The 26552-nt window shown below is 67.0% G+C and carries 28 protein-coding genes, 1 tRNA gene and 1 pseudogene; 13 read left to right on the top strand and 17 right to left on the bottom strand.

Going from position 1 to position 26552, the window contains the following annotated elements:
* The 3 genes from ASE43_RS03640 to ASE43_RS03630 form a co-directional block, all read right to left on the bottom strand.
* Complete coding sequence (locus ASE43_RS03640) at window positions 1-1818, bottom strand: DUF1800 domain-containing protein (RefSeq protein ID WP_057159490.1); 1818 nt, start codon at window positions 1816-1818, stop codon at window positions 1-3.
* 105 nt (window positions 1819-1923) lie between these two features.
* Window positions 1924-2688 (bottom strand): class I SAM-dependent methyltransferase, encoded by a 765-nt coding sequence (locus tag ASE43_RS03635; protein ID WP_057159489.1) that lies wholly within the window; start codon window positions 2686-2688, stop codon window positions 1924-1926.
* A gap of 252 nt (window positions 2689-2940) precedes the next feature.
* Window positions 2941-3780, bottom strand: a complete 840-nt coding sequence (locus ASE43_RS03630) for a LysR family transcriptional regulator (RefSeq protein WP_057159488.1) — start codon at window positions 3778-3780, stop codon at window positions 2941-2943.
* Between the two features lie 106 nt (window positions 3781-3886).
* Here ASE43_RS03630 and ASE43_RS03625 point away from each other — a divergent pair, with 106 nt between their 5' ends.
* The 3 genes from ASE43_RS03625 (at window position 3887) to ASE43_RS21570 (ending at window position 4992) form a co-directional block, all read left to right on the top strand.
* The gene (locus tag ASE43_RS03625; protein ID WP_057159487.1) at window positions 3887-4381 is read left to right on the top strand and encodes a lipocalin-like domain-containing protein; all 495 of its coding nucleotides are present in this window, start codon (window positions 3887-3889) and stop codon (window positions 4379-4381) included.
* A 64-nt stretch (window positions 4382-4445) separates the two neighbouring features.
* Window positions 4446-4790 (top strand): 5-carboxymethyl-2-hydroxymuconate Delta-isomerase, encoded by a 345-nt coding sequence (locus tag ASE43_RS03620; protein WP_057159486.1) that lies wholly within the window; start codon window positions 4446-4448, stop codon window positions 4788-4790.
* A gap of 43 nt (window positions 4791-4833) precedes the next feature.
* Window positions 4834-4992, top strand: a complete 159-nt coding sequence (locus ASE43_RS21570; protein WP_157499649.1) for a hypothetical protein — start codon at window positions 4834-4836, stop codon at window positions 4990-4992.
* Between the two features lie 65 nt (window positions 4993-5057).
* Here the strand turns inward: ASE43_RS21570 and ASE43_RS03615 are convergent.
* From ASE43_RS03615 to ASE43_RS03550, 14 genes and pseudogenes are all read right to left on the bottom strand, one after another.
* Window positions 5058-5144: transfer RNA gene (locus tag ASE43_RS03615), tRNA-Leu, on the bottom strand.
* A 62-nt stretch (window positions 5145-5206) separates the two neighbouring features.
* Window positions 5207-5659, bottom strand: a complete 453-nt coding sequence (locus ASE43_RS03610) for a DUF2214 family protein (RefSeq protein WP_056175310.1) — start codon at window positions 5657-5659, stop codon at window positions 5207-5209.
* 232 nt (window positions 5660-5891) lie between these two features.
* Entirely contained in the window at window positions 5892-6503 is a 612-nt protein-coding gene (locus ASE43_RS03605; RefSeq protein WP_057159485.1) for a cysteine dioxygenase family protein, read from the bottom strand.
* A 64-nt stretch (window positions 6504-6567) separates the two neighbouring features.
* On the bottom strand, window positions 6568-7701 hold the full coding sequence (locus ASE43_RS03600; protein WP_057159484.1) for a homoserine O-acetyltransferase: 1134 nt from the start codon (window positions 7699-7701) through the stop codon (window positions 6568-6570).
* A 291-nt stretch (window positions 7702-7992) separates the two neighbouring features.
* Window positions 7993-8994, bottom strand: a complete 1002-nt coding sequence (locus ASE43_RS03595) for a tetratricopeptide repeat protein (protein ID WP_235568640.1) — start codon at window positions 8992-8994, stop codon at window positions 7993-7995.
* A complete protein-coding gene (locus tag ASE43_RS03590; protein WP_235568657.1) occupies window positions 8994-9443 on the bottom strand; it encodes a cytochrome c-type biogenesis protein in 450 nt (149 codons plus the stop codon). The genes ASE43_RS03595 and ASE43_RS03590 overlap by 1 nt, the downstream gene beginning before the upstream one ends.
* Before the next feature lie 134 nt (window positions 9444-9577).
* Window positions 9578-10123 (bottom strand): DsbE family thiol:disulfide interchange protein, encoded by a 546-nt coding sequence (locus ASE43_RS03585; protein WP_056175291.1) that lies wholly within the window; start codon window positions 10121-10123, stop codon window positions 9578-9580.
* Window positions 10124-10251: 128 nt separating this feature from the next.
* Window positions 10252-12165, bottom strand: a pseudogene (locus ASE43_RS03580) (heme lyase CcmF/NrfE family subunit); the annotation flags it as partial.
* Between the two features lie 135 nt (window positions 12166-12300).
* Window positions 12301-12768: a cytochrome c maturation protein CcmE gene (ccmE, locus tag ASE43_RS03575; protein WP_056175289.1), complete on the bottom strand. Its 468-nt coding sequence runs from the start codon at window positions 12766-12768 to the stop codon at window positions 12301-12303.
* A complete protein-coding gene (gene ccmD, locus ASE43_RS03570; protein ID WP_056175286.1) occupies window positions 12765-12938 on the bottom strand; it encodes a heme exporter protein CcmD in 174 nt (57 codons plus the stop codon). Before ccmD ends, ccmE begins: the two co-directional genes overlap by 4 nt.
* Window positions 12935-13702, bottom strand: coding sequence for a heme ABC transporter permease CcmC (gene ccmC, locus ASE43_RS03565; RefSeq protein WP_057159481.1), 768 nt, complete (start codon window positions 13700-13702; stop codon window positions 12935-12937). The genes ccmD and ccmC overlap by 4 nt, the downstream gene beginning before the upstream one ends.
* Before the next feature lie 118 nt (window positions 13703-13820).
* Window positions 13821-14546 carry a heme exporter protein CcmB gene (ccmB, locus tag ASE43_RS03560; RefSeq protein ID WP_057159480.1) on the bottom strand — a complete coding sequence of 242 codons (726 nt, stop codon included), beginning with the start codon at window positions 14544-14546 and terminating at the stop codon, window positions 13821-13823.
* Window positions 14543-15187, bottom strand: coding sequence for a heme ABC exporter ATP-binding protein CcmA (gene ccmA, locus ASE43_RS03555; RefSeq protein ID WP_056175277.1), 645 nt, complete (start codon window positions 15185-15187; stop codon window positions 14543-14545). Before ccmA ends, ccmB begins: the two co-directional genes overlap by 4 nt.
* A gap of 82 nt (window positions 15188-15269) precedes the next feature.
* A complete protein-coding gene (locus ASE43_RS03550) occupies window positions 15270-15743 on the bottom strand; it encodes a DUF3293 domain-containing protein (protein WP_057159479.1) in 474 nt (157 codons plus the stop codon).
* 206 nt (window positions 15744-15949) lie between these two features.
* Between ASE43_RS03550 and ASE43_RS03545 the strand changes: the two genes are divergently transcribed.
* From ASE43_RS03545 to ASE43_RS03500, 10 genes are all read left to right on the top strand, one after another.
* Window positions 15950-17098, top strand: coding sequence for a pyridoxal phosphate-dependent aminotransferase (locus tag ASE43_RS03545; RefSeq protein ID WP_057159478.1), 1149 nt, complete (start codon window positions 15950-15952; stop codon window positions 17096-17098).
* 387 nt (window positions 17099-17485) lie between these two features.
* Window positions 17486-17977 carry a hypothetical protein gene (locus ASE43_RS03540; RefSeq protein ID WP_056176666.1) on the top strand — a complete coding sequence of 164 codons (492 nt, stop codon included), beginning with the start codon at window positions 17486-17488 and terminating at the stop codon, window positions 17975-17977.
* A gap of 95 nt (window positions 17978-18072) precedes the next feature.
* Window positions 18073-19047, top strand: coding sequence for a type IV secretion system protein (locus ASE43_RS03535; protein WP_056175266.1), 975 nt, complete (start codon window positions 18073-18075; stop codon window positions 19045-19047).
* Window positions 19044-19823, top strand: coding sequence for a TrbG/VirB9 family P-type conjugative transfer protein (locus tag ASE43_RS03530; RefSeq protein ID WP_056175263.1), 780 nt, complete (start codon window positions 19044-19046; stop codon window positions 19821-19823). The genes ASE43_RS03535 and ASE43_RS03530 overlap by 4 nt, the downstream gene beginning before the upstream one ends.
* Entirely contained in the window at window positions 19820-21082 is a 1263-nt protein-coding gene (locus tag ASE43_RS03525; protein ID WP_056175260.1) for a TrbI/VirB10 family protein, read from the top strand. Before ASE43_RS03530 ends, ASE43_RS03525 begins: the two co-directional genes overlap by 4 nt.
* A gap of 23 nt (window positions 21083-21105) precedes the next feature.
* Window positions 21106-22143: a P-type DNA transfer ATPase VirB11 gene (gene virB11 / locus ASE43_RS03520; RefSeq protein ID WP_056175255.1), complete on the top strand. Its 1038-nt coding sequence runs from the start codon at window positions 21106-21108 to the stop codon at window positions 22141-22143.
* A gap of 176 nt (window positions 22144-22319) precedes the next feature.
* Window positions 22320-23156, top strand: coding sequence for a lytic transglycosylase domain-containing protein (locus tag ASE43_RS22890; RefSeq protein WP_082576302.1), 837 nt, complete (start codon window positions 22320-22322; stop codon window positions 23154-23156).
* Between the two features lie 73 nt (window positions 23157-23229).
* A complete protein-coding gene (locus tag ASE43_RS03510; protein WP_056175246.1) occupies window positions 23230-23601 on the top strand; it encodes a TrbC/VirB2 family protein in 372 nt (123 codons plus the stop codon).
* On the top strand, window positions 23594-23902 hold the full coding sequence (locus ASE43_RS03505) for a VirB3 family type IV secretion system protein (RefSeq protein ID WP_082576301.1): 309 nt from the start codon (window positions 23594-23596) through the stop codon (window positions 23900-23902). The genes ASE43_RS03510 and ASE43_RS03505 overlap by 8 nt, the downstream gene beginning before the upstream one ends.
* Window positions 23903-24043: 141 nt before the next feature.
* On the top strand, window positions 24044-26503 hold the full coding sequence (locus ASE43_RS03500) for a VirB4 family type IV secretion/conjugal transfer ATPase (RefSeq protein ID WP_056175239.1): 2460 nt from the start codon (window positions 24044-24046) through the stop codon (window positions 26501-26503).
* Window positions 26504-26552 lie beyond the last annotated feature (49 nt).

Here is a 26552-nt window from a genome sequence, read left to right as displayed (position 1 = left end):
TCAGCGGCTCAGGAATTCGGGCGTCATCAACACCAGCGACACCATGCTGCGCAGGCGTTGCTGGTTGTAGTGGCGCTTGAGGTCGGTGCCGGACCAGGTGTCGGTATCGGTGATGACGTAGCTGGCGGGGTCGCCGTTCTGGGCCATGAACGCGATCAGGGTCTGGCGCCGCGCGGCGTCGGGCAGATAGCCGAGCAGACGCCGGCACCAGTAGTCGACCAGGTTGGGTGCGGTCCAGCTGGCGACCTCGCTGCGGCTGAGCTGCAGCACCGGCAGCAACGGCACACTGGCCTCGCTGGTTTCGGTCAGCCAGTTGAGCATCTTCCAGGTGGTGGCGTAGCTGCCCGCGCCCGACCAGGCCAGGCCTGTGTCGGGATAACCGTTGGGCGCCGGCCAGTCGTAGGGCGCGTGGCCGGTGAAGCCGAAGCGGTACAGGAAGTCTTCGGACTTGCTATGCGCGGGCCGCAGGGTCCAATCGCTGCCGGCCGCGCGCATCGCCGCGACGACGGCCTCGAACGGGCGCCGGTTCTTCTGGCCCCAGGCACTGCTGAACGCGCTGGAGTTGAGGATGTGGCGCAGCACGTGCTCGATCTGGTTCGGGCTCTGCCAGTGCTGACGGAACACTGCCGCGGCCGATGCGACCAGCGCCGGCGGCGGCGTATCGTTGACGAAGCGGCGCACCAGCTTGGCGCAGACGAAGCGTGCGACGCCGGGATGGCTGGCCAGACGATCCAGCACGTCGCGCCCGTCCTTCATCGCTGGTTGTTCGGGGTTGAGCAGGCGCCCGAGCACGAACTTCGGACCCGCATCGTGCCAGGCCTGGCGATAGACGAAGGTGCCGTCGTTTTCGGTCGGGTACTGCCAGTGCGCGTTCTTCAGGCTCCAGCCGGTGAACGCCGAGGCGGTCTCGTAGACGTCGATGTCGGTGTAGCCCGACGGATAGGCGGCGTCCTCCGGATCCGGCGGCACCATGAAGGGATCGGTGAAGCCCAGGTAGCGGCCGGCGCCCAGGGTGTGCAGCTCCAGCAATTCGCGCGCCCAGTTCTCGTTCGGGCCGGAGCGGCTGTTGGACACGTTGTCGAGGTAGAACAACATCGACGGACTGCAGGCCACGTCTTCGAGCATGACCCGGAAATTGCCGAACGCCGACTTGCGCAGCACGTCGCGGTCGTAGTGCACGTACACCGGACCGGACGCGAAATCGTTGGCGGTGACGTTGAAGTGGTCGTGCCAGAAGTTGACCATCACCTCGCGCAGCTGCCGCTTCGAATAGGTGGCGCGCACGAAGGCCGCGCGCTGGATTTCCCAGGCCGGGCGCATGCGCACGTCGTAGGCGGGGTCAGGCACTACGTGGTCGGCCCACAGCTGGGTCAGCGACTTGCCCAGCGTGGTGTAGCCGGCCGCGTTCAGGCGCGTATCGATCACGCTGTCGTCGATCGCGGTCCAGTCCAACTGCCAGTCGATGTAATTCTGCAGGCGCTGGGCGTCGTTGGAGCCCAGGCCATTGAATTCCGCCAGCGAACTCGGCGTGACGCCATAGCTCAGGTTGTTGAGCGCGCGGATCGCCAGACTGGGGCGGGCGAGGGTGAGCAACTGCGCCTGGGAATCGCGCGATGTGGTCGGCCCGCCGGCCATCTGCGGCGTGTCCGTATTCCAGTTCGCCTCGACCGGTTGCGCCGCGGCGGTCGCCGCCTCCTGCAGCTCTTGCGCGCGCGCCGAGTTCTCGAAGCGCTGCGGTCGGATCCAACGCCCCTTTCCGTAGCGACGGAACAGGTGCGACTGCGCCAACGCCCGTTCGCGCCTGGCTTTGCGATTCATGACGGATTCCCTGGGACGTCCCCTTTGTCCAGCAGTATCCGGTTTGGAAGTGACGGGGGAACGCGAATGGGGTCACATAAATGATGCCAATCGCGTGCGATCGGCTCAGGCGTCCGGCAGGCTCGGGTAGCGGAACACCAGATGCGGATAGGCCTGTTCCGCGGTCAGGTTCAGTTCGCGGATCAACAGCTCCTGGACGGCGTCGAACGCGCCCAGGCAGGAGCCGTGCAGCGGATCGTCGAACACGATGTGACTGCCCGGGCCCAAGTGTGGCAGGCAGGCGCGGATCACGTATTTGATCGGTTCGTAGATGTCGCAGTCCACATGCAGCAGACCCGGGCCCTGGCTTTGCTCGGCGAGCACGCCCGGCAGGGTTTCGTCGAAGCGGCCCTTGACCAGCGATAGGTGCATCTGCAGCTCGTTGTCGCGGATGTAGCTCAGCAGGCCGTCGAACTTGGTGTCGGCGAAATCGCCCTGACGATGCAAGTCGCGGACCGGATCGGTTTCCGGCATGCCTTCGAAGGTGTCGAACGCGAACACCCGCGAGCCGCGTTTTAGCAGTTTCAACGCGGTGGCCATGAACACCGCCGAGCCGCCCATGTAGCTGCCGAACTCGAAGACATGCGCCTGCGGATCGGGCATGGCGTAGCGCAGGATCAGATACAGATTGGCCAGCTTGTTGGTGGACACCAAGGTCCCGCGCGCGGTGGCGGCGCGCAAGGCGCGCTGGAAGATCGGATCGCTGCCCAGGTCCTTGTTCGCCAGATCGGAGAACTCCAGCCAGCAGCCACGGGTGTGCCCCGCGCCGATGTCCCGGCCGTTCGACACTTGGATCGGATAGGAGGACGCGTCGTAGATGCTCTTTTCCATGCTATGGGACGCTGCCTGCGAGTCGCGGATCGGGACGGCATCCTATGTGGAAACAACGCATCTTTTTTGTGCACAATTTGTGCTACTTGATATTTGCTGACGGAATCGGAGGTTTTTTCGGGCCATGGTCATGGCCACCCGCCTGCGAGGGCGAGGGTTGGGGCCGATCAGGCCGATTCAGCAGGGGCCATCCTCCGATCGAGAGCGGCGAATGCTTGCGCTATGGGCGGCTCCTCGATGGATCGAGGCCTTTCACTGGAATGCCAGCGCGAGGATGCGCAAAGCGTCTCGCGTTCGGCGGTCACTGAGATTGCTGTAGAGCATCACGTCTTGCGGGCGAATCGGCGGCAGCGACAGCAGCGCACCAACGTCGATCGTGCCTGGCGGGGCCGCGCGCCGTGCCAGTACCGCCACCGCGAGGCCGGCGACGGCTGCGGCTCCCAGGATGGCGGCGCCCCTGCCTACGAAGACTTCGCGCCATTCGATACCGGCCCGGTCGAGCGCGCGCACCGCCTCGATGCGGACCCGGCAGGATTCGCCTTGCGTCGCCAGCGGCAACGGCTGTCCAGCATGCGGCTCCCAGCCGGCCGCCGCGAACCACGAGAAGGATTCCGCGAACGCCGCCTTGCCCCGCTTGCCGCGATCTTCGGGGCGCAGTACCAGCACGGCGTCGAGTTCCCCCTGGTCCAGGCCCTGCATGAGTTCGTTTGTGCCGGCGATGCGCATTTCCACCAGCAGATGCGGATCGTGATTGCGCATCTGTCGCAACAGAGACGGGAGTTGGCTGCCGACCAGTTGCTGGTTGATGCCGATCGCCAATCGCCGCGGCTCGGTCTCGAAGGCGGTGGCCGCGCGGTCGTGCGACGACACCAGTTCGCGCGCCACGCCCAGAAACGCCAGCCCCTCGGCCGACAGGCGCACCAGCCGCGGCGTGCGTTCCAGCAAGCGGCGGCCGAGCTGCTCTTCCAGACGCCGCAGCTTGATGCTGACGGCGGACTGGGTGGTGCCCAGCACCTCGGCGGCGCGGGTGAAACTCTGCAGGTCGGCCGCCAGCAGGAAAGCCCTGACCGCGTCCACGTCCATCGCCTTCATCTGGATAGATTCGTTTTTGAAATGATAGATATATTTTTAGATGTATTTTTCATATCTATCAAGCGGCCTAGGATGGGCCTTCGATCCCGCCTAAGGACTCACCGCGATGAAAACACTGACCGGCGCACTGGTCGCAATGCTGACGGGGCTGGCCGCGCGCGACGCGCAAATGCCGACCGGCGCGTTCCCATTGCAGGGCACCTGGACCCTGGTTGCCGCGGACAAGGTCCTGCCCGATGGCGAGACCGTACGGGACTACGGCGAGAACCCGAAGGGCCGACTCGTTGTCGATGGCAAGGGGCGGTACTCGCTGCAGATCTTCAAGTCCGAACGCCTGAGTTTCGCAAGCGACAGCAAGGCCGATGGCAGCGTCGATGAATTCCGGTCCGCGGTCATGGGTAGCAGTACCCACTACGGGACGATGACGATCGAGCCCGGGGCAGGGGTGCTGGTGTTCTCGATCGAGGGTTCGTCCTTTCCCAACTGGGAAGGCACGATCCAGAAGCGCCAGTACCGGTTCGATGGCGCCGAGCTGCGTTACCAGGTGCCGCCGCGGGCGGACGGCAGCATCCCGATTTCCGTGTGGCGCAGGCTCGATTGAAGCCTCCCGCATTTCCGTTCCAGGGAGCGTATCCCCGATCCCCGCATCAACCGATGGAGCCAGCATGCCGCACTTCGTAGTCGACTGTTCTCAGGGGCTGCTTCGGATTCACGATGAGGAGTCGATCATCGCCCGCCTGCACCGGGCGGTGACTGCATCGGGGCTGTTCGAGGAATCGGACATCAAGATCCGCGTCCATCCCTTCGCGACTTACGCCGTCGGCGGGGGACGTGAGGATTTCATCCACACCTTCGCCTGGATCATGCAGGGGCGCAGCGTCGAGCAACGCGCTGCCTTGTCGAAGGCCATCGTCAGCGAGCTGGCCCAGCTGTTTCCGCTACTCCCCCGCATCGCCGTGAACGTCGCCGAGTTCGAGCAGGCGACGTATTTCAATCGAGCGATGATGTGACCTTGACGAGCCGCTCTTTGCGAGTTCGCTCATCGAAGCCGTATTGATCTTCGGCCTGGCTGGCGGATCGCCATGGCATGCGACGGAGTCGCCTCCCCGCGCAGCGGTGATCGGGAGCAATCACATCGCGGTGGTCGCCAACCGTTGGGGCAACCTGGGCCTGTTCGAAGCGATGACGCGCGAGATTGCGGCGCTGCTGTGATCGAGGGCCTCGCGGCGCCAAGTCAGGCCGCAGACGCGAAAAAGCCCGCTTCGGCGGGCTTTTTCTGGTGCCGGAGGTGGGACTCGAACCCACACGCTTTTAAGGGCGGCGGATTTTGAGTCCGCTGCGTCTACCGATTCCGCCACTCCGGCAGCGGGCGCGCAGTATAGCCGAGGTCGGCGCCCGTGGTCTGCCTGTTCTGGGGCGGTGGCGCTCAGAAGCCGCCGTAGCGGGCCATCGCGGCGGCCAGGACCAGGATCGCGGCGATCAGGATCAGCTCGAAGCGGATCACGCCGCGCTGGCGGGCGACGTCGGCGGGGTCGGGCAGGAAGGCCGGATTGGCGCTCAGGGCCTTGCGCCAGCGCAGGAAGCGCAGGGTCGGCAGCAGCGAGAGCAGGCCGATCAGCACGTAGGCGCCGAGCTTGGCGTGGAACCAGGGGTTGTGCAGGTAGAACTCGCTGCCCTTGACCCCGTAGAACACGCGCAGCAGGCCCGCGACCAGCAGCAGGCCGGCGGCGGCGCCGTAGCCGGCGTCGATGCGGGCCACGCGATTGAGGGCGGTGGCGTCGAGCGGGCCGCGCAGCAGGGTCGATTCGGCGACCAGCATGGCGATCAGGGCGAACACCAGCAGGTGGTGCAGGGCGGCTAGCAACAGGTCGGTCAGCATGGGGCGCTCGGCTGTTGTGGCGGGAGAGGGGATTGTAGGTGCGGGCCCGCACTGCGGCACGGGTAGCCGCGCGCGAATCCGCAGGTAGGCCTCGGAACGATCAATGCGTACGATGAGCTAGCGACGTGGTCCGTGTGGGAACGACGTCGCTGCGATGGGGCCAGCGCGTGGTGTGGGATTCAATCGCGACTCACGTCGCTCCCACAGGAGGCATGCGCTACGGTGCGGCCGATCAGGCCGCTTCGTCGGTCTTGAGGGTCTTGTCGACGCGCGTAAACCATTCGCCTTCGTGCGGCACGAACATCGAGCAGGCTTCCATCGGCGCCTTGTAGATGTGCAGCGAGACGGCGACATGATCGCCGCTGGCGTTGCGGATGGTGTGGTACTCGTGCGGCGGGATCAGGCTGCCGGCACTGCCGGGGCCGGCGTGCATGCCGCCGGCGGCGCGGAAGCGGAAGTTGTCGCCGTTGCGCTCCAGCAGTTCGAACTGGGTGATTTCCAGTTCGCCGTCCCAGACGCCTTCCACGCACCACAGGCCGCAGTGGTCGTGCACCGGCGTGCCCTGGCCCGGGCCCCAGGTCATGGCGACCACGCTGTAACCCAGGCGCGGGCTGCGGTAGATCTCGCGGCGGGCGTAGTGGTCGTCGATGGCGTCGAACACGCAATCGGGCAACTGCACGTCGCGGTCGCGGATCATCCGGCACAGCGTATTGCGCAGCGCCGAGGTGACCGCATGTTCGTCGCCGGCATTGACGGCGTCGTCGATGGCCGCGACCAGCTTGTCGTGGCCGGGGAAGTCGAGATCCGGAAGGACCTCGGCCTGATGACATCGGGTTATGTCCATATAACCATTCTAGCGGGTCGCGGGCACGCCGGCACGTGACGGCGCGGCCCCGGACCGGTAGGTGTCACAACTGGGCGAGAAAGCCCGCCACCGCCGGTCCGAAGCGGCCGATATCGACCAGGAAGGCGTCGTGGCCCTGCGGCGATTCCAGTGGCAGGAAGCGCGCGTCGGCGCCGCCGGCGCGCAGGCCGTCGGCGATCTCCTCCTGCTGCTGCAGCGGGAACAGGATGTCGGTGCGCACGCCGATCGCCAGGGCCTGCTCGATGCGGATCTTGGCCAGGCCGGCGCGGGTGTCGGCCGGGCCGGCGTCGTCGGCGCCGCGCGCGTAGTCGCCCAGGTCGAACCAGTCCATGGAGCGGCTGAGGTAGAGATAGCAGTTGGGGTCGAAGCGACGCACGAAACGGCGGGCGTGGCCTTCGAGATAGCTTTCGACCTCGAACTCCAGGCCGAAGGGCTCGTCGTCGGCGCGGTCGGAGTCCAGGCGCACGCGGCCGAAGCGGCCGTCCCATTCCAGCGCCGAGCGGTAGGTGATCACGCCCAGCTTGCGCGCCATGCGCATGCCGGCTTCGGGGTAGCTGCGTTCGTCGTAGCGGCCCTGGTACCAGTGCGGATCCAGGCGGATCGCCTCGCGCTGCAGCGAGCGGATCGCGATCGAGAACGGCAGCGCGCGCGCGGCGCCGGAGATGTTGATGTGGCTGCGGGCGATGCCGGGGTGGCGGATCAGCAGCGCCAGCGCGGTCATGCCGCCCATGGAGTTGCCGATCACGCAGGCCAGGCGCTCGATGCCCAAGCCGCGCACCACCACGGCGGCGGCGTCGGCGCCGTCCTCGACCGACAGCTCGGGGAAGTCCAGGCGGTAGGGTTCGCGGGTGGCCGGGTTGATCGAGGCCGGGCCGGTCGAGCCCTTGCAACTGCCCAGCGAGTTCACGCAGATCACGAACCAGCGCTCGCTGTCGATCGGCTTGCCGGGGCCTAGCATGGCCTCCCACCAGCCCGGTTCGGGGTTGCCGGCGTTGGCCGCGGCGTGGGCGTCGGGCGAGAGGCCGGTGACGATCAGCACCGCGTTGTCGCGCGCGGCGTTGAGTTCGCCCCAGGTTTCGTAGGCGACGCGGGCGCCGTCGAGGCGGCCGCCGCGCTTCATCGGGAAGCCGTCGGGCAGGGCGAAATAGCGGGTGCCGGGCGGAATGAATTCGGTCATGCCGGGTTGCTGCCTTCCTGGTTGCGGGCGCGGCGCGCTGCGTGCGGCGCCGGCGCTAGGGGGACCATTTTGCCTGGGTGGGGCGGCGGGGGTAAGGCGCGGGTGGGAATGGGGGCATGCCGTAGCGCGTACCGCGCGCTGCGAGGGCGCGAGTCGCCTGGAATGGCGGCGCGATGTTCGCGCCCTTCGCTTGCGCCGGCCTCACCCCAATCCCTGTCCCGGCCCAAACGGCCCGCGTCCGGGCGTTCGCAGGCGCGCGCGTCCGCGCGGGAGAGGGGCTGGCGGCAGGCCTTATGGAACGACCTGGTCGATGGTGATCTCGAGCGTGTTCTTGCTGTCGGTGCGCACGGTCTGCGGCTTGGAGGCGAGGTCGCCGCTCTGGGCGATCGCCTGGCCGGAAGCGGACACGCGCGCGAGTACGGCCACTTGCTGCAACTGCGACAGCTTCAAGGTCGGCATCGGGCTGTCGCCGTCGTCCAGCACCACCTCGACCGGGAAATCCTTGGCCCGCAGCTTTTCGACCGCGACGGGCATCGGCGGGCCGTCGGGCTGGCGCGCGAGCACGAACAGGCTGGCGTCGGCGGGCAGCTTCGCGGCCAGCGCGGGCGCCAAAGCGACGCGGATTTTAAGTCCGCCGGCGGAAGCCGCGGCGGGCGGTGCGGGCAGCGGCGGCTGGCCGGCGTCCTTGCGGGCGGCGTCGATCTGCTCGCGCAGGCTGGCGGCGGTGCGCGGATCGACCACGGCCAGCAGCGGCTCCCAGGTGCGTGCGGCCTCGGCCGGCTGGTCGGATTGGCGCAGCGAGATGCCGAGGAACCAGCGCGCGCGCTGGTGCATGGGCTGGATCTCCAGCGCTCGCCGCAGCGAGGCGACCGCGGCCGGATCGAACTTGCGGCCGTCGGTGGCCAGCGCGCTGATCTCCGCGCTTTCCACCAGCAGATCGGGATCCTCGGGCGTCAGCTTGAGCGCGCGCGCGATCGCGGCGCGCGCCTTATCCAGGCGCCCGGCCTCGGCGTAGGCACGCGCGAGCAGGCGCCAGCCGTCGATGCGATTGGGTTCGCGTTCCAACTGCGCTTCGAGCTGGGCGATCGCATCCTGCGCGGTCGCGGGCGGATCGCGGCGGGCCGGGTTGAGCGCGTCGGGCGTGCCGATCAGAGCGTAGGTCAGGCCGGTGATCGCGGCCAATCCGACGAACACGCCGGCCGCGGCGACCGGTTTGGCCTGCCACAGCGGTCGCAGCACATAGGCGAGCACCAGCAGGACCAGCGCGGCGCTGGCCAGTACGAACGCGGTCATCACCATTCCTCGTTGTCGTCTTGGTCGTCGGCGCGCGGGCGATCGGCCGACGCGGCGCGCGCGCGGCCGCGCACGATGACCGCCAGCGCGGCGCCGCCGGCCAGCAGCACCAGGGCCGGGCCGAACCACAGCAGCCAGGTCTTGGATTCGACCTGCGGGCGGTACAGCACGAACTCGCCGTAGCGCGCGACCAGGAACTGCTTGATCGCGCGGTCGTCCTTGCCCTGGCGCATCAGCGCCAGCACTTCGCGGCGCAGGTCGTGGGCGATCTGGGCGTTGGATTCGGCCAGCGACTGGTTCTGGCACATCACGCAACGCAGCTCGGCGGCCAGGGCATGGAAGCGGGCTTCCTCGGCGGCATCGTTGAATTGCAGCGGGACCGGATCGTTGGCGGGCTGGGCGGCGAGCGGGGCGGCGATGGCCAGCGTCAGCGCGGCGCCGACCAACAGGCTGCGCAAGGCAACGGTAAATGCCCGCAGCCTCCCTTTTTCAAAAGGGGGGGCAGCCGTGGCGTCGGCTAGGGAGGCGGGCTTTTCGTTGGTCATCCCCCTTCGCAAAAGGGGGATTGAGGGGGATTTGCGCCTCATCGCGTCTTCTCGACTTCCGTCAGCGCCGGCAGCAGCTCGTCGCGGATGGTGGCTTCGCTCATCGGACCGACGTGCTTCCAACGCACCACGCCCTTGGCGTCGACCAGGAAGGTCTCCGGCGCGCCGTAGATGCCCCAGTCGATCGCGACCTTGCCGTCGTAGTCGGCCAGCACCATCCAATAGGGATTGCCGTACTGCTCCAGCCAACGCATCGCGTCGGCGTGCTCGTCCTTCCAGTTGAAACCGATCACGCGCACGCGCTTGGTTTCGGCGAAGCGGGTCAGCACCGGATGCTCGTCGCGGCAGGCCGGGCACCAGCTGCCCCAGACGTTGAGCAGATAGGGCGAACCGCGCAGCTGCTCGGAACTCATCAATCGCCCGGCCTCGTGCAGCACCGGCAGCGAGAACGCGGGCGCGGGCTTGCCGATCAGCGGCGATGGCAGGGCTTCGCGATTGGGATTGCGGCTCAGCCACACGCCGGCGGCGAGCAGCACGGCGAGCGCGGCGAACACGGCCAGGGGCAACCAGCGACTCTTGTTCATGCTCGGTCGCCTCCCAGGGCGGCATCGTCGCGCGCGCCGTCGGCGAGCGCGCTGCGGTTATGGGCGAGGATCGGGTCTCGCGGCGGCGTCGCGTCGCGCCCGGGTTCGGACTCGACGGCGAGCTTGGGGCGGAAGCGGCGGTCGGCCGCGGCCACGAAGCCGCCCAACATCATCAGCAGCGCGCCGGCCCAGATCCAGCGCACGAAGGGCTTGATATGCACGCGCATGGCCCAGGCGCCGTCGCCCAGCGGTTCGCCGAGAGCGACGTAGAGATCGCGACTCAGGCCGGGATCGATCGCGGCCTCGGTCATGACCTGGCCGCCGCTGGCGTAGGCGCGCTTCTCCGGATGCATCACCTGCAGCAGGCGGTCGTTCTCGAACACGGTCACGGTGCCGCGGTCGGCTTCGAAGTTCGGGCCCTGGCGATGGGCGACGCCGTCGAAACGGAAGGCGTAGCGGCCGACCTCGACGGTCTGGCCCGGCGACAGCGCGAGCTCGCGTTGTTGGCTCAAACCTTCGGTCAGCAGGGCGCCGATCAGGAACACCGCGACGCCGGCGTGGGCCAGGGTCATGCCCAGCATCTCGGCGGTGTAGCGGGTGCCGTCGCCGCGCAGGCGCGTCCACACGAAACGCAGCGTACCGGCCGCCACCCAGACCGCGCCGCCGATGCCGGCGGCGACTTTCCACGCGCCCTGCGGGGCCATGAAATAGGCGCCGATCGCCGCACCGATGGCCAGACCGGCCCAGGGCAGCAGCATCGCGGCCGGGCGCGAGAGCTGCTCGCGCTGCCAGCGGAACAGCGGGCCGAACGGCAGCAGCAACACCAACGGCGTCATCAGCAGCACGAACATCAGCGCGAAGTAGGGCGGGCCCACCGACAGCTTGCCCAGCTCCAGCGCGTCGGCCAGCAGCGGATACAGGGTGCCCAGCAGGACCATCGCGCAGGCGGTGGTCAGCAGCAGGTTGTTGGCCAGCAGCAGGGTCTCGCGCGAGCTGGCCTGGAAGGGTTTTCCGGAATCGGGCTGGCCCGGCTCGTCGGAGGGCGCGCGCAGCGCGTACAGCAGCAGCGAGCCGCCGATCACGATGCCGAGAAAGATAAGCACGAACAGGCCGCGCGAAGGATCGGCGGCGAAGGCGTGCACGCTGGTGAGCACGCCGGAGCGGACCAGGAAGGTGCCCAGCAGCGACAGCGAGAAGGTGGCGATCGCCAGCAGCAGGGTCCAGCCGCGGAAGCTGCCGCGCTTCTCGGTCACCGCCTGCGAATGCAGCAGTGCGGCGCCGGCCAGCCAGGGCATGAAGCTGGCGTTCTCGACCGGATCCCAGAACCACCAGCCGCCCCAGCCCAGTTCGTAATACGCCCACCACGAGCCCAGGGCGATGCCGAGGGTGAGGAAGGCCCAGGCGATGTTGGTCCAGGGGCGCGTCCAACGCAGCCAGCGCGCATCGATCTTGCCGTCCAGCAATGCCGCGATCGCGAACGCGAACGGCACCGCGAAGCCGACATAACCGATGTAGAGCATCGGCGGATGGATGATCAGGCCCGGGTCCTGCAGCAGCGGATTGAGATCGCGGCCTTCGACCACCGCCGGCAGCAGGCGCGCGAACGGATTGCTGGTGAAGATCAGGAACGACAGGAAGCCGACGCTGACGATGCCCATCACCCCGAGCACGCGCGCGATCACCGGCTGCGGCAGCGCGCGCGAGTAGCGCGCGACCGCGCCGGTCCACAGCGCCAGCACCAGCGCCCATAGCAGCAGCGAACCCTCGTGGGCGCCCCATACCGCCGAGTAGCGATAACCCATCGGCAGCAGCGAATTGCTGTTCTCGGCCACGTAGCGTAGCGAGAAGTCCTGGACCACGAAGGCGTGGGTGAGGATCGCGAACGCGCCGGCGACCAGCGCCAGTTGCGCATACGCGGCCGGGCGCGCGAGCGCCATCCAAGGGCCGATGCCGCGGTGCGCGCCCAGCAACGGCAGCAGCGCCTGCAGAATGGCGATCAGCAGCGCCAGGATCAGGGCGATCTGGCCGAGTTCAGGCAGCATGTCTGGGTTCCGAAAAGCGTGGGCTGGCGTTCAAGCGAGCCAGGCGCTGGAGTGCATGCGCGGCAGCGCCTGCGACGGACTTGCGCGCGGACGACGTGCTGGCGATAGCGCGGCGCGCAGCGATGCCGGTCCGCATCAACGCATCGGCTCCGTGCCGCCCGGCGCGGCGACGTCGTGCTTCTTGTGCGCCATGCCCATCTTGTCGGCGACTTCCTTGGGCATATAGGTTTCGTCGTGCTTGGCCAGGATTTCCTCGGCCACGAAGCGGCCGTCCTGCATGCGTCCGGTCGCGACCACGGCCTGCTTCTCGCGGAACAGGTCGGGCAGGATGCCGGTATAGACCACGGGCATTTCGGCGTCGCCGTCGGTGACGCGGAAATGCGCCTCCAGCGAGCCGGTCGCGCGCTTGAAGGAGTTGGCCGCGACCATGCCGCCGAGGCGGAAGCGGGCATGATCGCCGGCCTCGCCGCGCAGCACTTCGCTGGGCGTGTACAGATAGGCGACGTTGCGCTGCAGCGCCATCGCCACCAGGGTCACGGCGATGGCGGACGCGGCGACCAGCGCCAGTACCCACAACAGACGACGGCGACGGGTCGGATTCATCGGCTCAATTCACTCGTTTGGCTGCGTGCGGTCTGGCTGGCCTGGCGCGCCGCGCGTGCGCGCGCATTGCGCAGCTCGCGGCGGATCTGCAGGCGGGTGGCGACGAAGTCCCAGATCAGCACGAGGGCGAACACCGCGTAGGCGGCGATGACGTAGTTGAGGTAATTCATGCCAGCGGGCCCTCGCCGCGCGCTACACCGGCCAGTTGCGCGACCCAGGCCTTGCCCGATTCGCGGCGCAGGTTGTCGGCGCGCGCGCGCGCCAGCAGGGCGCCGACGAACCACAGCTTGGTGCCCACGATCATCCAGATCAGCGGCGCGATCATGCTCGCGTCCATGCTCGATTCGCCCAGCAGGCGGATGGTCTGGCCCTGGTGCAGCGAGTTCCACCATTCCACCGAATAGCGGATCACCGGCAGCAGGACCACGCCCACGATCGCCAGCAGGCCGGCCGCGCGCGCGGCTGCGCGGCGGTCGTCGATGGCGTTGTACAGGCCGATCACGCCCAGGTAGAGGAACAGCAGGATCAGCTCGCTGGTCAGGCGCGGGTCCCAGTCCCACCAGGTGCCCCACATCGGCTTGCCCCAGATCGAACCGGTAGCCAGGGTGATCAGGGTGAAGCCGGCGCCGATCGGCGCGCAGGCCATGGCCAGGATCTCGCACAGCTTGATCCGCCAGATCAGCGCGATCGCGGCGTAGATGGCCATCAGCGCGAACACCGCCATGCTCATCCAGGCGCTGGGCACGTGGATATAGAGAATGCGGAAGCTGTCGCCCTGCTGGTAATCGGCCGGCACCACGAACAAGGCGCCGTACAGGCCCCAGGCCATGACCAGCAGACCGGACAGGTAAGCCCACGGCGCCCAACGCGCGGCGAAGCGGTCGAAGGTGGGCGGCGAACCGAGTTGGTGGAACCAGCGGACGAGTGGATTCATGCAGCGTTTCGGTCCGTCCCGGCGACGGGCGTGTTGGGGGCGCGGCGGTTGGACCGCGCGGGCGGTGATCGGTTCGTCGCGGCCGGGTTCGGGGTCCGGACCGGCCGCGGGCGAGCGGTCAGTTCAGGGCGATCCGGATCGCGGCGGCGGCGGCCAGCGGTGCCAGCACCAGCGCCACCACCAAGCCAGCGCCGAGCATCAGCAGCCCGCCGGTGGCGTCCAGTCCCTGGGCCGAGGCGGCCACGCTGCCGGCGCCGAACACCAGCACGGGCACGTACAGCGGCAGCGCCAACAAGGCCACCAGGATACCAGAGCGCCGCATGCCGACCGTCAGCGCGGCGACCACGGCGCCGAGCAGACTCAGCAGCGGCGTGCCCAGCGCCAGCGAGGCCAGCAGCACGGGCAGCTGCGCGCGCGGCAGGTGCAGCAGCTCGGCCAGGAACGGCGTGGCGATCAGCAGCGGCAGGGCGGTGGTGGCCCAGTGCATGAAGGTGCGCGCCGCGACCAGCCAGCCCAGCGGCACCGGCGCCAGCATCCACTGCTCCAGCGAGCCGTCCTCGGCGTCGCCGCGGAACAGGGTGTCCAGGGCGAGCAGGCCGGCCAGCAGCACCGACAACCACAGCACCGCGCCGGCGACCTTGGATAAGGACTGGGCCTCGCCGCCCAGGGCGAGCGCGAACAGCACCACCACCAGCAAGGCGAACAGGGCCGGCTGCAGGGCATCGCCGCGGCGGCGCCAGAGCAGGCGCAGATCGCGCGCGAGCAGGGCGCGCGCGGCGCCGATCAGGCCGGGCAGGGCGGCGCTGCCGGGGCGCTGCGCGCGGACGGTCGGGTTCGGGGTCATGCGGGTTTCTCGAGCATCAGCATGCGCGTGCGCACCGGCGGCGCCGCGTAGGCGCCGTGAGTGGTGACTAGGGCCGCGCCACCGTCGCGCAGGTGCGCCTGGACCATGCGGTTGACCAGTTCGATACCGTCCAGATCGAGGTTGGCGTAGGGCTCGTCCAGCAGCCACAGCGGCGCCGGCGACATCCACAGCCGCGCCAGCGACAGGCGCTTCTTCTGTCCGGCCGAGAGCTGGCGCGCCAGCGCGTCCTCGTAGCCGGCCAGGCCGACGATCGCCAAGGCGTTCTCGGGCAGCTGGGCGCGGCGGCGGCCCTGCAGACCGCACAGGAAATTGAGGTTCTCCAGCGCGCTCAGATCGGCCTTCAGCCCGGGCAGGTGGCCCAGGTAGGCGATCGCGCGCGCCCGCCGCGCGGCGCGCGCGCGTTCGCCGTCGATGTCGATCTCGCCGCCGTCGGCGCGCAGCAGGCCGGCCAGCACCCGCAACAGCGTGGTCTTGCCGGCGCCGTTGCCGCCCTGGACCAGCAGCGCTTCGCCGGCATCGACGGAGAAATCCAAGGGCCCGAACACGGGTTCGTCGTTGCGCGCGAAACGCAGGCCGCGGGCTTCCAGCAACGCAGGGGCGGGGCGGTCGAGTGGGGTCATCGGTCGGGCGCGGGCGGCGGTGGGCCGCGTAGCCGGCTAGTTTAGCGCCAGTCGCGCGCCGCACCCTTGCCCGGGACGGCGCTTAGGGCGCGACCCAGTCGGTATGGGCCTGCGTCGCGACCGCGGCCGGCGTCGCCAGCAGCATGCGCAGGCGCACCGGCTGGCCGCGCCGCCAGGCCAGCACCGCGGCTTGGCCGAAGTCGGCGGCCAGGCGGTCGGCGGCCGACTGTTCGATCCCGCTCAGCAGCCAGCCCGGTTCGCGCCATTGGCCGTCGGGCGCGCTGGCCCAGGCCGCCTGGCGGGCGATGCCGGCCGCGTCCAGGCGCGCGACCAGAGCCGCGTCGGCGGCCTCGTTGGCTGCGTCCGAGCGCGGCTCCGAGGCCGGGTTCCAGGCGCTGACCAGTACGTAGGCCTCGGCCGGCAGGTAGGCCTCCAGGTCCGGCGCGGGCTCGCCGACCCGCAGCGCGATCGCATCGCCGTCGACGACCACGGCGTAGCTCGCCGCGGCGTACAGGGCGGCCAGCTCGGCGGCGTCGACGATCTGGATTTCGCGCATGCGTCCAGTCTGGTGCCGCTCGCACCGGCGCGCAAACGCAGGCCGACGGACGGCGGCGCCGTCGCGCTGACGCTGAGAGAAAACCCCTATGCGAGGCGGGCATGGCGCAGCCGCATGAGCCGGTTCCGCATCGTCATGCCGCCTTCCTTATATGTTGCAACGACGATTCCGTACACTCGGCATCCCCCTCGCCACGTTCCGGATCCATGAGCCCCGAGACCAAGCTGCCGAAGGTCGGCACCACCATCTTCACCGTGATGTCGCAGCTCGCCGCCGAGCACGGCGCTGTCAACCTGGGCCAGGGCTTCCCCGACTTCGAGGTGCCCGCGCGCCTGGTCGACGCGCTGACGCGGGCGATGCGCGAGGGCAAGAACCAGTACGCGCCGATGACCGGCATCCCGGCCCTGCGCCAGGCGATCGCGGCCAAGACCGAGCGCTGCTACGGCCACCGCCCCGACGCCGACAGCGAGGTCACCGTGGTCTCCGGCGCCAGCGAGGCGATCTTCGACGCCATCCACGCCGTGGTCCGGCCGGGCGAGGAAGTGATCGTGCTCGACCCTTGCTACGACAGCTACGAGCCTTCGATCGATCTGGCCGGCGGCCGCGCGGTGCACGTGCCGCTGGACCCGCGTACCTTCGCGGTGGATTGGGATCGGGTACGCGCGGCGGTGACGCCCAAGACCCGCATGCTGATGATCAATTCGCCGCACAACCCGTCCGGCGCCATGTTCACGCCCGACGATATCGCCCACTTGAGCGCGCTGCTGCGCCAGACCGGTATCTATCTGCTGTCGGACGAAGTCTACGAACACATCGTCTTCGACGGCGTGCGCCACGAGTCGGTGCTGCGCTACCCGGAACTGCGCGAGCGCGCGTTCGTGGTCTCCAGCTTCGGCAAGACCTACCACTGCACGGGTTGGAAGATCGGCTACTGCATCGCCCCGCCGGCGCTGTCGGCCGAATTCCGCAAGGTCCACCAGTACAACAGCTTCTGCAGTTTCGCCCCGGCCCAGTGGGCGTTCGCCGAGATGATCGAGGCCGAGCCGGAGCACTACGAGCAGCTCGGCGCCTTCTACGAGGCCAAGCGCGATCGGTTTCGCGCGCAACTATCCGCGACGCGTCTGCAGGCGCTGCCGGTGGCCGGCGGCTACTTCCAACTGGTCGATTATTCGGCGATCAGCGATCTCGACGACGTCGCGTTCTGTCGTTGGCTGACGATAGAAAAAGGTGTGACCGCGATCCCATTGTCGCCGTTTTACGAGTCCGCACCGGCCAATCAACGCCTAGCTCGGCTCTGTTTCGCCAAGAACGAAACGACCTTGGATGCGGCGATCGAGCGTCTAATTGGCTTGTAACAGACGCCGTGCGGCACAAATGCACACTTAAGTTGCGCCAACCTATTGCTCATCGGTTTAAGTTCGGGCTAACCTTCAGTGACGAGCGTCGCATAGCTCGTTAACAATGTGGCCGTGGTGTAAGGGGGGAGTTCATGGACAGAACGATTTTCTCTAGTCGTTCATCGGATGCGACGTCGTCGCCGTCCGGTGCGACGAGAGCACGCGCGGCCCGCGCCGTCGGGGAGACGGCGCCCGGAACCGCATACCGACCGAGCTGCGTCCGGTCATCTCAATTTCACTGATCTAGACGATGGTGGCGCGAGCGCACCGGCGATGCCGGCCGCGTCCGCCACCTTCAACGATCGGTGCGCGCGTCAATTCAAGACTATTGGGGAAAGCGTGAGTATCTCTACTGCAACCAGTCATCGTGTTTGGGTCGCGGCGTTGTTGGCCGTCGCTTTGGTCGGCTGCGCGTCGCGCCCGGCTCCGGATTTCGGCGGTCGCTGGAAGCCGGTCAACCATTTCGCCGCGGTTCCTGACGAAATCCCCCTGCAAAAGACCTACGTCTACTACCCGTCGCCGATGGACGGCACGCTGAAGACGATGCTCGAGCGCTGGTCGCAGGATTCGCAGATGCCGCTGTCCTACCTGCATCCGTCCGATTTCACCCTGCATCAGGCCGTGGCCCAGATCCACACCACCAGCGTCCAGGACGCGGTCGCCCAGCTGAGCTCGGCGTATTCCGCCCAGGGCGTGTCGGTGACGGTCGAGAACGGCCAGATCGTGGTCCGCGCGGCGACGCCGGCGGCGAGCTCCGCGTCGATGTCGGGCGAAACCGCACCGTCGTCCGAGGCCGCCCAGGCCGAGGCGGCGCACGTGGCCGGGGTCGCGCCGTAAACGCGCGCACGTCGTCGTCGCGCGCGGTCGTGGCCTGTCGGCCCGCGCGCGCGACAGGCGACGCACTTTCCATGCTCGTACTGGATGCAGCCTAGATGTTCGGAAAGAAAGCAGTCACTCCTCAAGTGGAGAACGCGGTCGCCAAGGCCGTGAACTACGAAGTCACCGTCGCCGATATCGCACGCCGCAGCGAAAAGCGCGCGTGGATCGTGGCGTGGGCGGCGATCCTGATGGCCCTGATCCTGGCCGGCGGCTATTTCTACTTCCTGCCGCTGAAGGAAAAGGTGCCTTACCTGGTGATGGCCGACGCCTACACCGGCACGGTCACCATCGCGCGTCTGCGCGACGACTTCGCCAACCCGACCATCGCCGCCAGCGAGGCGCTCAACAAGAGCAACATCTCGCACTTCATCATGGCGCGCGAGTCCTACGACTTCTCGCAGATCGGCGAGCGCGACTGGTCCACGGTGTTCGCGATGGGCACCCCGCAGGTCACCAGCGGCTACAAGCAGCTGTACGACAGCACCAATCGCAACAACCCGATCACGTTGTTCGGCAAGACCAAGACCGTGCGCGTGAAGATCCTCAGCATGCAGCTGCACGGCGCGTCCAATACCGACGACAAGACCAAGACGGCGACCGCGCGCTTCCAGCGCACGCTGTACAACAAGGAAAGCGGCGCTTCGGAGCCGCTGGACAGCAAGATCGCGACGATCGAGTTCCTGTACAAGTCGAACCTGAAGATGGACGAGAACAACCGCGTCCTCAATCCGCTCGGCTTCCAGGTCACCGGCTATCGCGTCGACAACGACTACGCCGCGTCGCCGCCGGTCAATACCGGCAGCGAATTCCCGGTGCCGACCCAGGCAGCTCCGGCCGCGGCGCCCGCCGCCGTGCCCGGCCAGCCGGTCGATCCCAACCTGGTTCCGGCCGCGCCGCAGCCTGGCATGCCGGCACCCGCCGGCGCCGTGCCGCAACCCGGCGCGCCCGCCCCCAACACCGTCAACCCGGCGACGCCGCCGGCCGCACCCGCACCGACCGGTAATGCGAATGGAGTCAGCACCCGATGAATTGCCTGCGTAAACATCGCCTCGCCGCCGCCCTGTTGCTTCTGGCGCTCGCCGGCTCGGCGCTACCCGCCGCGGCCCAAGTGGTCCAGGAATACGAATACGAACCCAGCCGCATCTACCAGGTGCGTACCGGTCTGGGCATCACCACGCAGGTCGAGCTGGACCCGAACGAGGTCATCCTCGATTACAGCACCGGCTTCAGCGCGGGTTGGGACCTGAGCCGTCGCGACAACGTCTTCTATTTGAAGCCGAAGAACGTCGACGTCGACACCAACATGATGATCCGCACCGCGACCCACTCCTACATCCTGGAGCTCAAGGTCGTCGCCACCGACTGGCGCGTGCTGGAGCAGGCCAAGCAGGCCGGCGTGCAATACAAGATCAAGTTCGTGTATCCGAAGGACACCGAGTTCGCCGCCGCCAAGGCCAAGGAAGCCGAGGCCCCGGTGCCGGAGATCAGCACCGCGCTGGACAAGAACCGGCTGTACCACTTCGACTACCAGTATTCGACGCGCAGCGCCAAGAAGAAGGCCTGGCTGATTCCGGTCAACGTCTACGACGACGGCCAGTTCACCTACGTCAAGATGAGTGGCCTGAAGGACCTGCCGACCGGCAACTTCCCGGCGGTGTTCGCGCGCGAACGTGAGAGCGGCGAGGACTTCGTGGTCAACACCACGGTCGAGGACAACACCATCGTCATCCACGGCACCTATCCCTACTTGATCATCCGCCACGGCAAGAACGTCGTCGGTCTGCGCAGGAACAAGCAGAAATGAGCCAACACATGCCGCCCAACCAGGGCCAGCCCGACGAAAACACCGGCGCTCCGCAGGATCAGCAGAGCTACGGCTACACCGGCGCCAATCCGTACTACGGCCAGCAGTCGAACGCCCAGCAGGCGCCCGACCTGGACGCGGGCGCGCCGCTGCTCAAATCCAGCGACGTCCAGAAGCTCAACCGCAAGGCCCTGCTGTTCCTGGCCGGCATCGTGGTGCTGCTGGTGTTCGCGGCGGTGTGGATGTTCACCCGCGCGACCTCCAGCGAAGACGACAAGGCCAAGGTCGAGGAAGAGGTGGTCAACATTCCCGAGCTGCCCAAGGCCGCTTCGGATGTGGCGCCGCCGCTGCCGCCGGAGCAGGTCTCGGATCTGCCGCCGGTGCCGCTGGCCCCGGAAATGCCGCCGCCGCAGCAGAACGACGCGCCGCAGATGGTGGTCGAGGACACCGGTCCGCGCGGTCCGACGCTGATGGAGCGCCGGATGATGAACAGCGCCGACGGTTCCGGCGCGGGCGGCATGACCCCGGGTCAGGCCGCGACCGCCGGCATGACCCCGCCGGACGAGTACGCCAAGCAGATGATGGCGATGGTGCCCAACGCCAACGGCCAGATGCCGCAGCAGGGTCCGCAGCGCGAGGCGGCGGCCGTGGCCAGCGCCAAGCCGATCTACAACCCGGACACCCTGCTGGTGCGCGGTACCTACATCCGCTGCGTGATGGAGACCCGCATCGTCACCGACGTGTCGGGCTTCACCTCCTGCATCGTCACCGAGCCGACCTACTCGATCAACGGCCGCCGCCTCTTGCTGCCCAAGGGCTCCAAGATCTCCGGCCGCTACCAGAACGAGAACATCAACGGCCCGCGCGTGTCGGTGATCTGGGACCGCATCACCACCCCGACCGGCATCGACGTGAACATGGCCAGCCCGGGCGTGGACAACCTCGGCGGCGCCGGCCATCCGGGCGATTACAACGCGCATTGGGGCAGCCGCATCGCCTCGGCGCTGATGATCAGCCTGATCGCCGACGCGTTTAAGTACGCCGCGGCAGAGAACGGTCCGGAAACCAACACGATCGCCCCGGGCGGCGTGGTGGTGCAGAGCCCCTACGAGAGCGTGACCGCGCGTTCGGTCGAGCGTCTGGCCAACCAGGCCCTGGACAAGAGCGTGAACCGTCCGCCGACGGTGACGATCAACCAGGGCACCGTGGTCAACGTTTACGTGGCCAAGGACGTCGACTTCTCGTCCATCATCCGCTGATGATGGACGGGGAGACGGTCTGAATGGGTATGGACGATTCGCCGATCGCGAAGGTGTCGAGCGGGTTCCTGGAGTACCAGTACGAAGTGCTGGGCATCCACGAATACATGAGCTCGCCCGACGTCACCGAAATCTGCATCAACAAGCCGGGCGAGTTGTACCTGGAAACCCGTGAGGGCTGGAAGTTCATCGAGGTGCCGACGCTGACCTTCGAGCGGGCGCGGCAGTTCTGTACGGCGGTGGTCAACGAGAGCAACACGGGGCAGCGCATCACCGATGCCGACCCGGTGGTCTCGTTGACCTTCCCGACCGGGCAGCGCGCGCAGTTCGTGATCCCGCCGGCCTGCGACGCCGGCAAGGTCTCGATCACCATCCGCCTGCCGTCCAAGCACAACAAGACCTTGCAGCAGTACCAGGACGACGGCTTCTTCGCCCAGATCCTGGAAAGCACGCATGTCCTGAGCGAGCACGACCGCGAACTGCTGGAGCTGCGCGCCTCGCGCAACTACTCGGAGTTCTTCAAAAAGGCCGTCCAGTACAAGAAGAACATCGTCGTCGCCGGCGCCACCGGCAGCGGCAAGACCACATTCATGAAGTCGCTGGTGGGGCATATCCCCGACGTCGAGCGCCTGGTCACCATCGAGGACGCGCGCGAGCTTTTCATCCAGCAGCCGAACGTAGTGCACTTGCTCTATTCGAAAGGTGGACAAAGCACTAGCAACGTCACTGCAAAGAGTTGCATGGAAGCTTGTCTGCGCATGAAGCCGGACCGGATCATCCTGGCGGAGTTGCGCGGCGACGAATCGTTCTACTTCATCCGAAATTGCGCCTCCGGCCACCCCGGGTCGATCACCAGCTGCCACGCCGGCAGCACGACCCAGACCTGGGACCAGTTGGCGCTGATGGTGAAGGCTTCGGCGGAGGGCTCGGGCCTCGAGTTCGCGGTCATCAAGCGGTTGTTGATGATGACCATCGATATCGTGGTCCATATCAAGGCCCACGCCGGGCAGCGTCACATTACGGGCATCGATTTCAACCCGGAACGTGCGCACAGCGAATAAACGCGAGGTCTGTCTCATTATTGGGGGCGCGACCTTGCCGGGGCAGGGTAGGGGAGCGCTTATTGACATCATTCGTCTGTAGATGAATGATAAGTGTGTCGATCAGGCGCATAACAGGCTGTTTATAAGACGGTTTTGTTAGGTCGACGCCAAGGTCGGCACAGGGGGAAATACGGATGTTGCCCGGTATCGAATTGATGAGCTGCCCCAGTCTGGCGGTTCCGCACGAAGTAATGCACCACGTCGTGCGCGTTGAGTCGTCCTACAATCCGTACGCCATCGGCGTCGTCGGCGGCCGCCTCGTGCGCCAGCCGCGCAGCCTGCCCGAAGCCCTAGCCACCGTGCGCATGCTCGAAGGCAAGGGCTACAACTTCTCCTTGGGCCTGGCCCAGGTCAATCGTTACAACCTGGCCAAGTACGGTCTGGATTCTTACGAAAAGGCCTTCGAGGCCTGCCCGAACCTGCAGGCCGGCTCGAAGATCCTGGCCGAGTGCTACGGTCGCTCCAGCGGCGATTGGGGCAAGTCCTTCAGCTGTTACTACTCCGGCAACTTCGTCACCGGCTACCGCCACGGCTACGTGCAGAAGGTCTACGCCTCGATGGGCGCCAAGACCACCGCGTCCGACGGCCAGGCCATCGCCGTGATCAGCAAGCCCTCGCGCCGCTCGGTGCCGGTCAGCCGCATGCCGCTGTTCGCCAACACCCGCCAGAGCGGCGCCACGCGCCTGCCGGCCGCCGGTGCGGCGCCGGCCCAGGTCATCAGCCGCGTCAGCATGGCGGTAGCCGCGCCGCCGGCCATGCCGATGGCGCCCAATCCCGTTCAGATTCCGGTCGCGTCCGCGAATCCGGCCCCGGCCGCGTTCGCTCCGCAGCCCGTCGCTCCCATGCCGGTCGCGGCGATGGGCGCGGTGGTCGCCGCGCAGGCGCCGCAGCCGGTGAAAGTGCAACCCATGGCGGGTGCCCCCGCGGCCGCCACGGAGCAATCCCAGGGGGATCAGGCATTCGTTTTTTAGCGTGCCGCTTGTAGTTTGAACCGAAGCTAGTTTCACCATTCAAATCGTTGTCAATCGAAAGAGGGATCTATCCATGAACTCCAACGCGCACCTCAAGACCATCTTCACGTCCTTCGTCATGGCGGCCCTGTTCGTCGGCATGCTGCTCGTGCCGGACATCGCGTTCGCTCAGAGCGGCGGCGGCGCCGACGCTACGGGCCGCGTGAAGGGCTTCATCAACAACATCAACGGTCTCCTGAACATCGCTTCCGTCGCCGTCGTCACCATGGCTCTGATCTACACCGGCTATCAGATCGCGTTCGCCAACAAGCGCATCATGGACATGCTGCCGATCCTGGTCGGCGCGTTCGTGATCGGTGCGGCCGCTCAGATCGCCAAGATGATCATCCCGGAAGACGTCGGTTCGGGCGTGATGCTGACCATTCTCAGCGCGTCCTATGCATAAGAACGTGTTATTCCGCGGCTGCACGCGGCCGGCGATGTTCCTGGGGGTGCCCTACATCCCCTTCGCCATCGGTGCGGGCGCGGTCATCGTGTTGACGATGTACGTCAACATGTTTTGCATCGCGTTGTTGCCGTTCGTCATCTTCGTGATGCGGCAAATGACACGACGCGACGAAATGATCTTCCGCTTGCTCAGCCTGCGTTGGAAGTTCCGCTTCCGCATGCGCAATCTGCAGCACCACTCGGGCATGTGGGTGTTCACGCAGAACACCTACCGCGGCTCGGGCGACAAGCGGAAGTGAAACGCCCCCGGCGCCATCGCGGTCCGACCGCGATGGCGCACGGGTTTGCAGGTCCCGACGGTCGCGTAGCCGCAAGGCATCGCGCCGGCGGCAGGTGATCGATCCACAGCCCGTCCGACTCCAGAGCAGACCCAGTACGCCATGCTGACTCCCGATACGCCCATCAGCGATTTCATTCCGCTGTCCACGCATGTGTCCCCGACCGTCATCAAGACCACGGGCGGCGATTACATGCTCGTGTGGAGCCTGGGCGGACTGCCCTTCGTCGGTCGCGAGGAATGGGAGATCGAGCACCGCCACAACACGTTCAACCGCATGCTGCAGACGCTGCGCGCGCCCGATTTCACCAACGTCGCGTTCTGGGTCCACGACGTGCGCCGCAAGCGCCGCGTCCAGGGCGGCGCCAAGTTCGACCAGCAGTTCAATCAGGACATGTCCGACGCGTACTTCACCACGCTGTCGGGCGCCAAGCTGATGCAGAACGAGCTGTACATGACGATGATGTACCGGCCGATCGTGTCCGGTAAGCGCTTCGTCGAGAAGTCCACCAGCGCCGCCCAGTTGCAGGACCAGCAGGATCAGGCCGTGGCCAAGATCCTCGAGCTGGCCAGCAACGTCGAGGCCGTGCTGAAGGACTACGCCCCGTACCGCCTGGGCATGTACGAGGCCAAGAACGGCATCGTGTTCTCCGAGGCGCTGGAATTCTTCGGTTATCTGCTCAACCGCATCGACGAGCCGGTGCCGGTGCTGCCGGCGCCGATCCCGAGCTATCTGCCAGTCAGCCGGCTGATGTTCTCGGCCAAGACCGGCGATTTCGTCGTCAACACTCCGACCGGCGTCAACCACTTCGGTGCGATGCTCAACGTCAAGGAGTACACCGACGGCACCTATCCCGGCATCCTCAACGGCATGAAGTATCTGGACTTCGAGTACGTGATCACGCACTCGTTCAGTCCGATGGGCCGCCAGGACGCGCTCAAGGTGCTCGACCGCACCAAGGGCATGATGATTTCGTCCGGCGACAAGGCGGTCAGCCAGATCGTCGAGCTCGACATGGCGATGGACCAGCTGGCCTCGGGCAACTTCGTGCTCGGCGAGTACCACTTCACCATCTGCCTGTTCGCCGAAAGCCAGGAGAAGCTGGCCAATAACATCGCGATGGCGCGCGCCGAGCTGTCCAACGCCGGCTTCGTCTCGGCCAAGGAAGACCTGGCCGTGACCGCGTCGTTCTACGCGCAGTTCCCCGGTAACTGGCAGTACCGCACGCGTCTGGCCAACGTCAGCTCGCTGAATTTCCTCGGCCTGTCGCCGCTGCACAACTTCGCGACCGGCAAGAAGGAGAACAACCCCTGGGGCGAGTGCGTCACCACGCTGCAGACCACCAACGGCCAGCCGTACTACTTCAATTTCCACGCCACTCACCCGGCCGAGAATTCGCTGGGCGAGAAGGCGATCGCCAACACCATGGTGATCGGCAAGTCCGGTACCGGTAAGACCGCGTTGATCAACTTCCTGTTGAGCCAGGTGCAGAAGCTCAAGCCGACGCCGACGATCTTCTTCTTCGACAAGGACCGCGGCGCCGAGATCTTCGTGCGCGCCTGCGGCGGCAACTACCTGGCGCTGGAAAACGGCCAGCCGACCGGCTTCAACCCGTTGCAGTGCGAGCGCAACGAGGCCAACACCCAGTTCCTGGCCGACCTGATCAAGGTGCTGTGCGGCAAGACCCAGTACTCGGCGCGCGAGGACGAGGACATCTTCCGCGCGGTCGAGAACATGCTCGACACGCCCAAGCACCTGCGCAGCATGACCAACCTGCAGAAGAGCTTGCCCAACATGGGCGACGACGGTCTGTTCGCGCGCATGCGCAAGTGGACCGCGGGCAATTCGCTGGGCTGGGTGTTCGACAACCCGGTCGACACCATCAATCTCGAGAAGGCCAACATCATCGGTTTCGACTACACCGATGTGATCGACAACCCCGAAGTGCGCGTGCCGGTGATCAATTACCTGCTGCACCGCCTCGAGGAGCTGATCGACGGCCGCCCGCTGATCTACGTGATGGACGAGTTCTGGAAGATCCTGGATGGCTCCGGTGGCCTCAAGGAATTCGCCAAGAACAAGCAGAAGACCATCCGTAAGCAGAACGGCCTGGGCATCTTCGCCACCCAGAGCCCGGAAGACGCGCTGGCCAGCGACATCTCGGCCTCGCTGATCGAGCAGACCGCGACCCTGATCCTGCTGCCGAACCCGAACGCCAGCCGCGAGGACTACATGGAAGGCCTCAAGCTGACCGACTCGGAGTACCAGGTGGTCAAGAGCCTGGACGAGCGTTCGCGCTGCTTCCTGGTCAAGCAAGGCCACGCGGCCACGGTCTGCCAGCTCAACCTGCGCGGCCTGGACGACTCGCTGGCGGTGATCTCTGCCTCCACCGACAACATCGAAATCATGCACAACGTGCTTCAGACCGAAGCCGGTCGCGCCGGAATCACGGTCGACGAACTGCGTCCGGAACAGTGGCTGGCCTCGTTCTACGCCAATCGCAAGGGCTCGGGCAAAGGCAAGGCGACCAGTACCGACCGACCGCAACAGGCCACGGCCTGATCCCCCCACACGGATTCACGCAGCACGCGAACGACAACGACGCACCGCT

It is taken from the genome of Lysobacter sp. Root983 (assembly GCF_001429345.1).
GTDB lineage: Bacteria > Pseudomonadota > Gammaproteobacteria > Xanthomonadales > Xanthomonadaceae > Lysobacter.
Note: the sequence above shows the minus strand (reverse complement) of the source record. Positions and strands in the feature narration are given on the sequence as shown.

Bases quoted from the DNA above. Each gene is read 5' to 3' on its own strand.
- ccmD (WP_056175286.1), bottom strand. From the start codon at position 12,938: ATGAATTACCTCAACTACGTCATCGCCGCCTACGCGGTGTTCGCCCTC.
- ASE43_RS22890 (WP_082576302.1), top strand. From the start codon at position 22,320: ATGTTGCCCGGTATCGAATTGATGAGCTGCCCCAGTCTGGCGGTTCCG.
- ccmC (WP_057159481.1), bottom strand. From the start codon at position 13,702: ATGAATCCACTCGTCCGCTGGTTCCACCAACTCGGTTCGCCGCCCACC.
- ASE43_RS03620 (WP_057159486.1), top strand. From the start codon at position 4,446: ATGCCGCACTTCGTAGTCGACTGTTCTCAGGGGCTGCTTCGGATTCAC.
- ccmA (WP_056175277.1), bottom strand. From the start codon at position 15,187: ATGACCCCACTCGACCGCCCCGCCCCTGCGTTGCTGGAAGCCCGCGGC.
- ASE43_RS03635 (WP_057159489.1), bottom strand. From the start codon at position 2,688: ATGGAAAAGAGCATCTACGACGCGTCCTCCTATCCGATCCAAGTGTCG.
- ASE43_RS03550 (WP_057159479.1), bottom strand. From the start codon at position 15,743: ATGCGCGAAATCCAGATCGTCGACGCCGCCGAGCTGGCCGCCCTGTAC.
- ASE43_RS03545 (WP_057159478.1), top strand. From the start codon at position 15,950: ATGAGCCCCGAGACCAAGCTGCCGAAGGTCGGCACCACCATCTTCACC.
- ASE43_RS03640 (WP_057159490.1), bottom strand. From the start codon at position 1,818: ATGAATCGCAAAGCCAGGCGCGAACGGGCGTTGGCGCAGTCGCACCTG.
- ASE43_RS03605 (WP_057159485.1), bottom strand. From the start codon at position 6,503: ATGGACATAACCCGATGTCATCAGGCCGAGGTCCTTCCGGATCTCGAC.
- ccmE (WP_056175289.1), bottom strand. From the start codon at position 12,768: ATGAATCCGACCCGTCGCCGTCGTCTGTTGTGGGTACTGGCGCTGGTC.
- ASE43_RS03600 (WP_057159484.1), bottom strand. From the start codon at position 7,701: ATGACCGAATTCATTCCGCCCGGCACCCGCTATTTCGCCCTGCCCGAC.
- ccmB (WP_057159480.1), bottom strand. From the start codon at position 14,546: ATGACCCCGAACCCGACCGTCCGCGCGCAGCGCCCCGGCAGCGCCGCC.
- ASE43_RS03505 (WP_082576301.1), top strand. From the start codon at position 23,594: ATGCATAAGAACGTGTTATTCCGCGGCTGCACGCGGCCGGCGATGTTC.
- ASE43_RS03500 (WP_056175239.1), top strand. From the start codon at position 24,044: ATGCTGACTCCCGATACGCCCATCAGCGATTTCATTCCGCTGTCCACG.
- ASE43_RS03585 (WP_056175291.1), bottom strand. From the start codon at position 10,123: ATGAACAAGAGTCGCTGGTTGCCCCTGGCCGTGTTCGCCGCGCTCGCC.
- ASE43_RS03610 (WP_056175310.1), bottom strand. From the start codon at position 5,659: ATGCTGACCGACCTGTTGCTAGCCGCCCTGCACCACCTGCTGGTGTTC.
- ASE43_RS03535 (WP_056175266.1), top strand. From the start codon at position 18,073: ATGTTCGGAAAGAAAGCAGTCACTCCTCAAGTGGAGAACGCGGTCGCC.
- ASE43_RS03510 (WP_056175246.1), top strand. From the start codon at position 23,230: ATGAACTCCAACGCGCACCTCAAGACCATCTTCACGTCCTTCGTCATG.
- ASE43_RS03625 (WP_057159487.1), top strand. From the start codon at position 3,887: ATGAAAACACTGACCGGCGCACTGGTCGCAATGCTGACGGGGCTGGCC.
- ASE43_RS03595 (WP_235568640.1), bottom strand. From the start codon at position 8,994: ATGACCGCGTTCGTACTGGCCAGCGCCGCGCTGGTCCTGCTGGTGCTC.
- ASE43_RS03630 (WP_057159488.1), bottom strand. From the start codon at position 3,780: ATGAAGGCGATGGACGTGGACGCGGTCAGGGCTTTCCTGCTGGCGGCC.
- ASE43_RS03525 (WP_056175260.1), top strand. From the start codon at position 19,820: ATGAGCCAACACATGCCGCCCAACCAGGGCCAGCCCGACGAAAACACC.
- ASE43_RS03530 (WP_056175263.1), top strand. From the start codon at position 19,044: ATGAATTGCCTGCGTAAACATCGCCTCGCCGCCGCCCTGTTGCTTCTG.
- virB11 (WP_056175255.1), top strand. From the start codon at position 21,106: ATGGGTATGGACGATTCGCCGATCGCGAAGGTGTCGAGCGGGTTCCTG.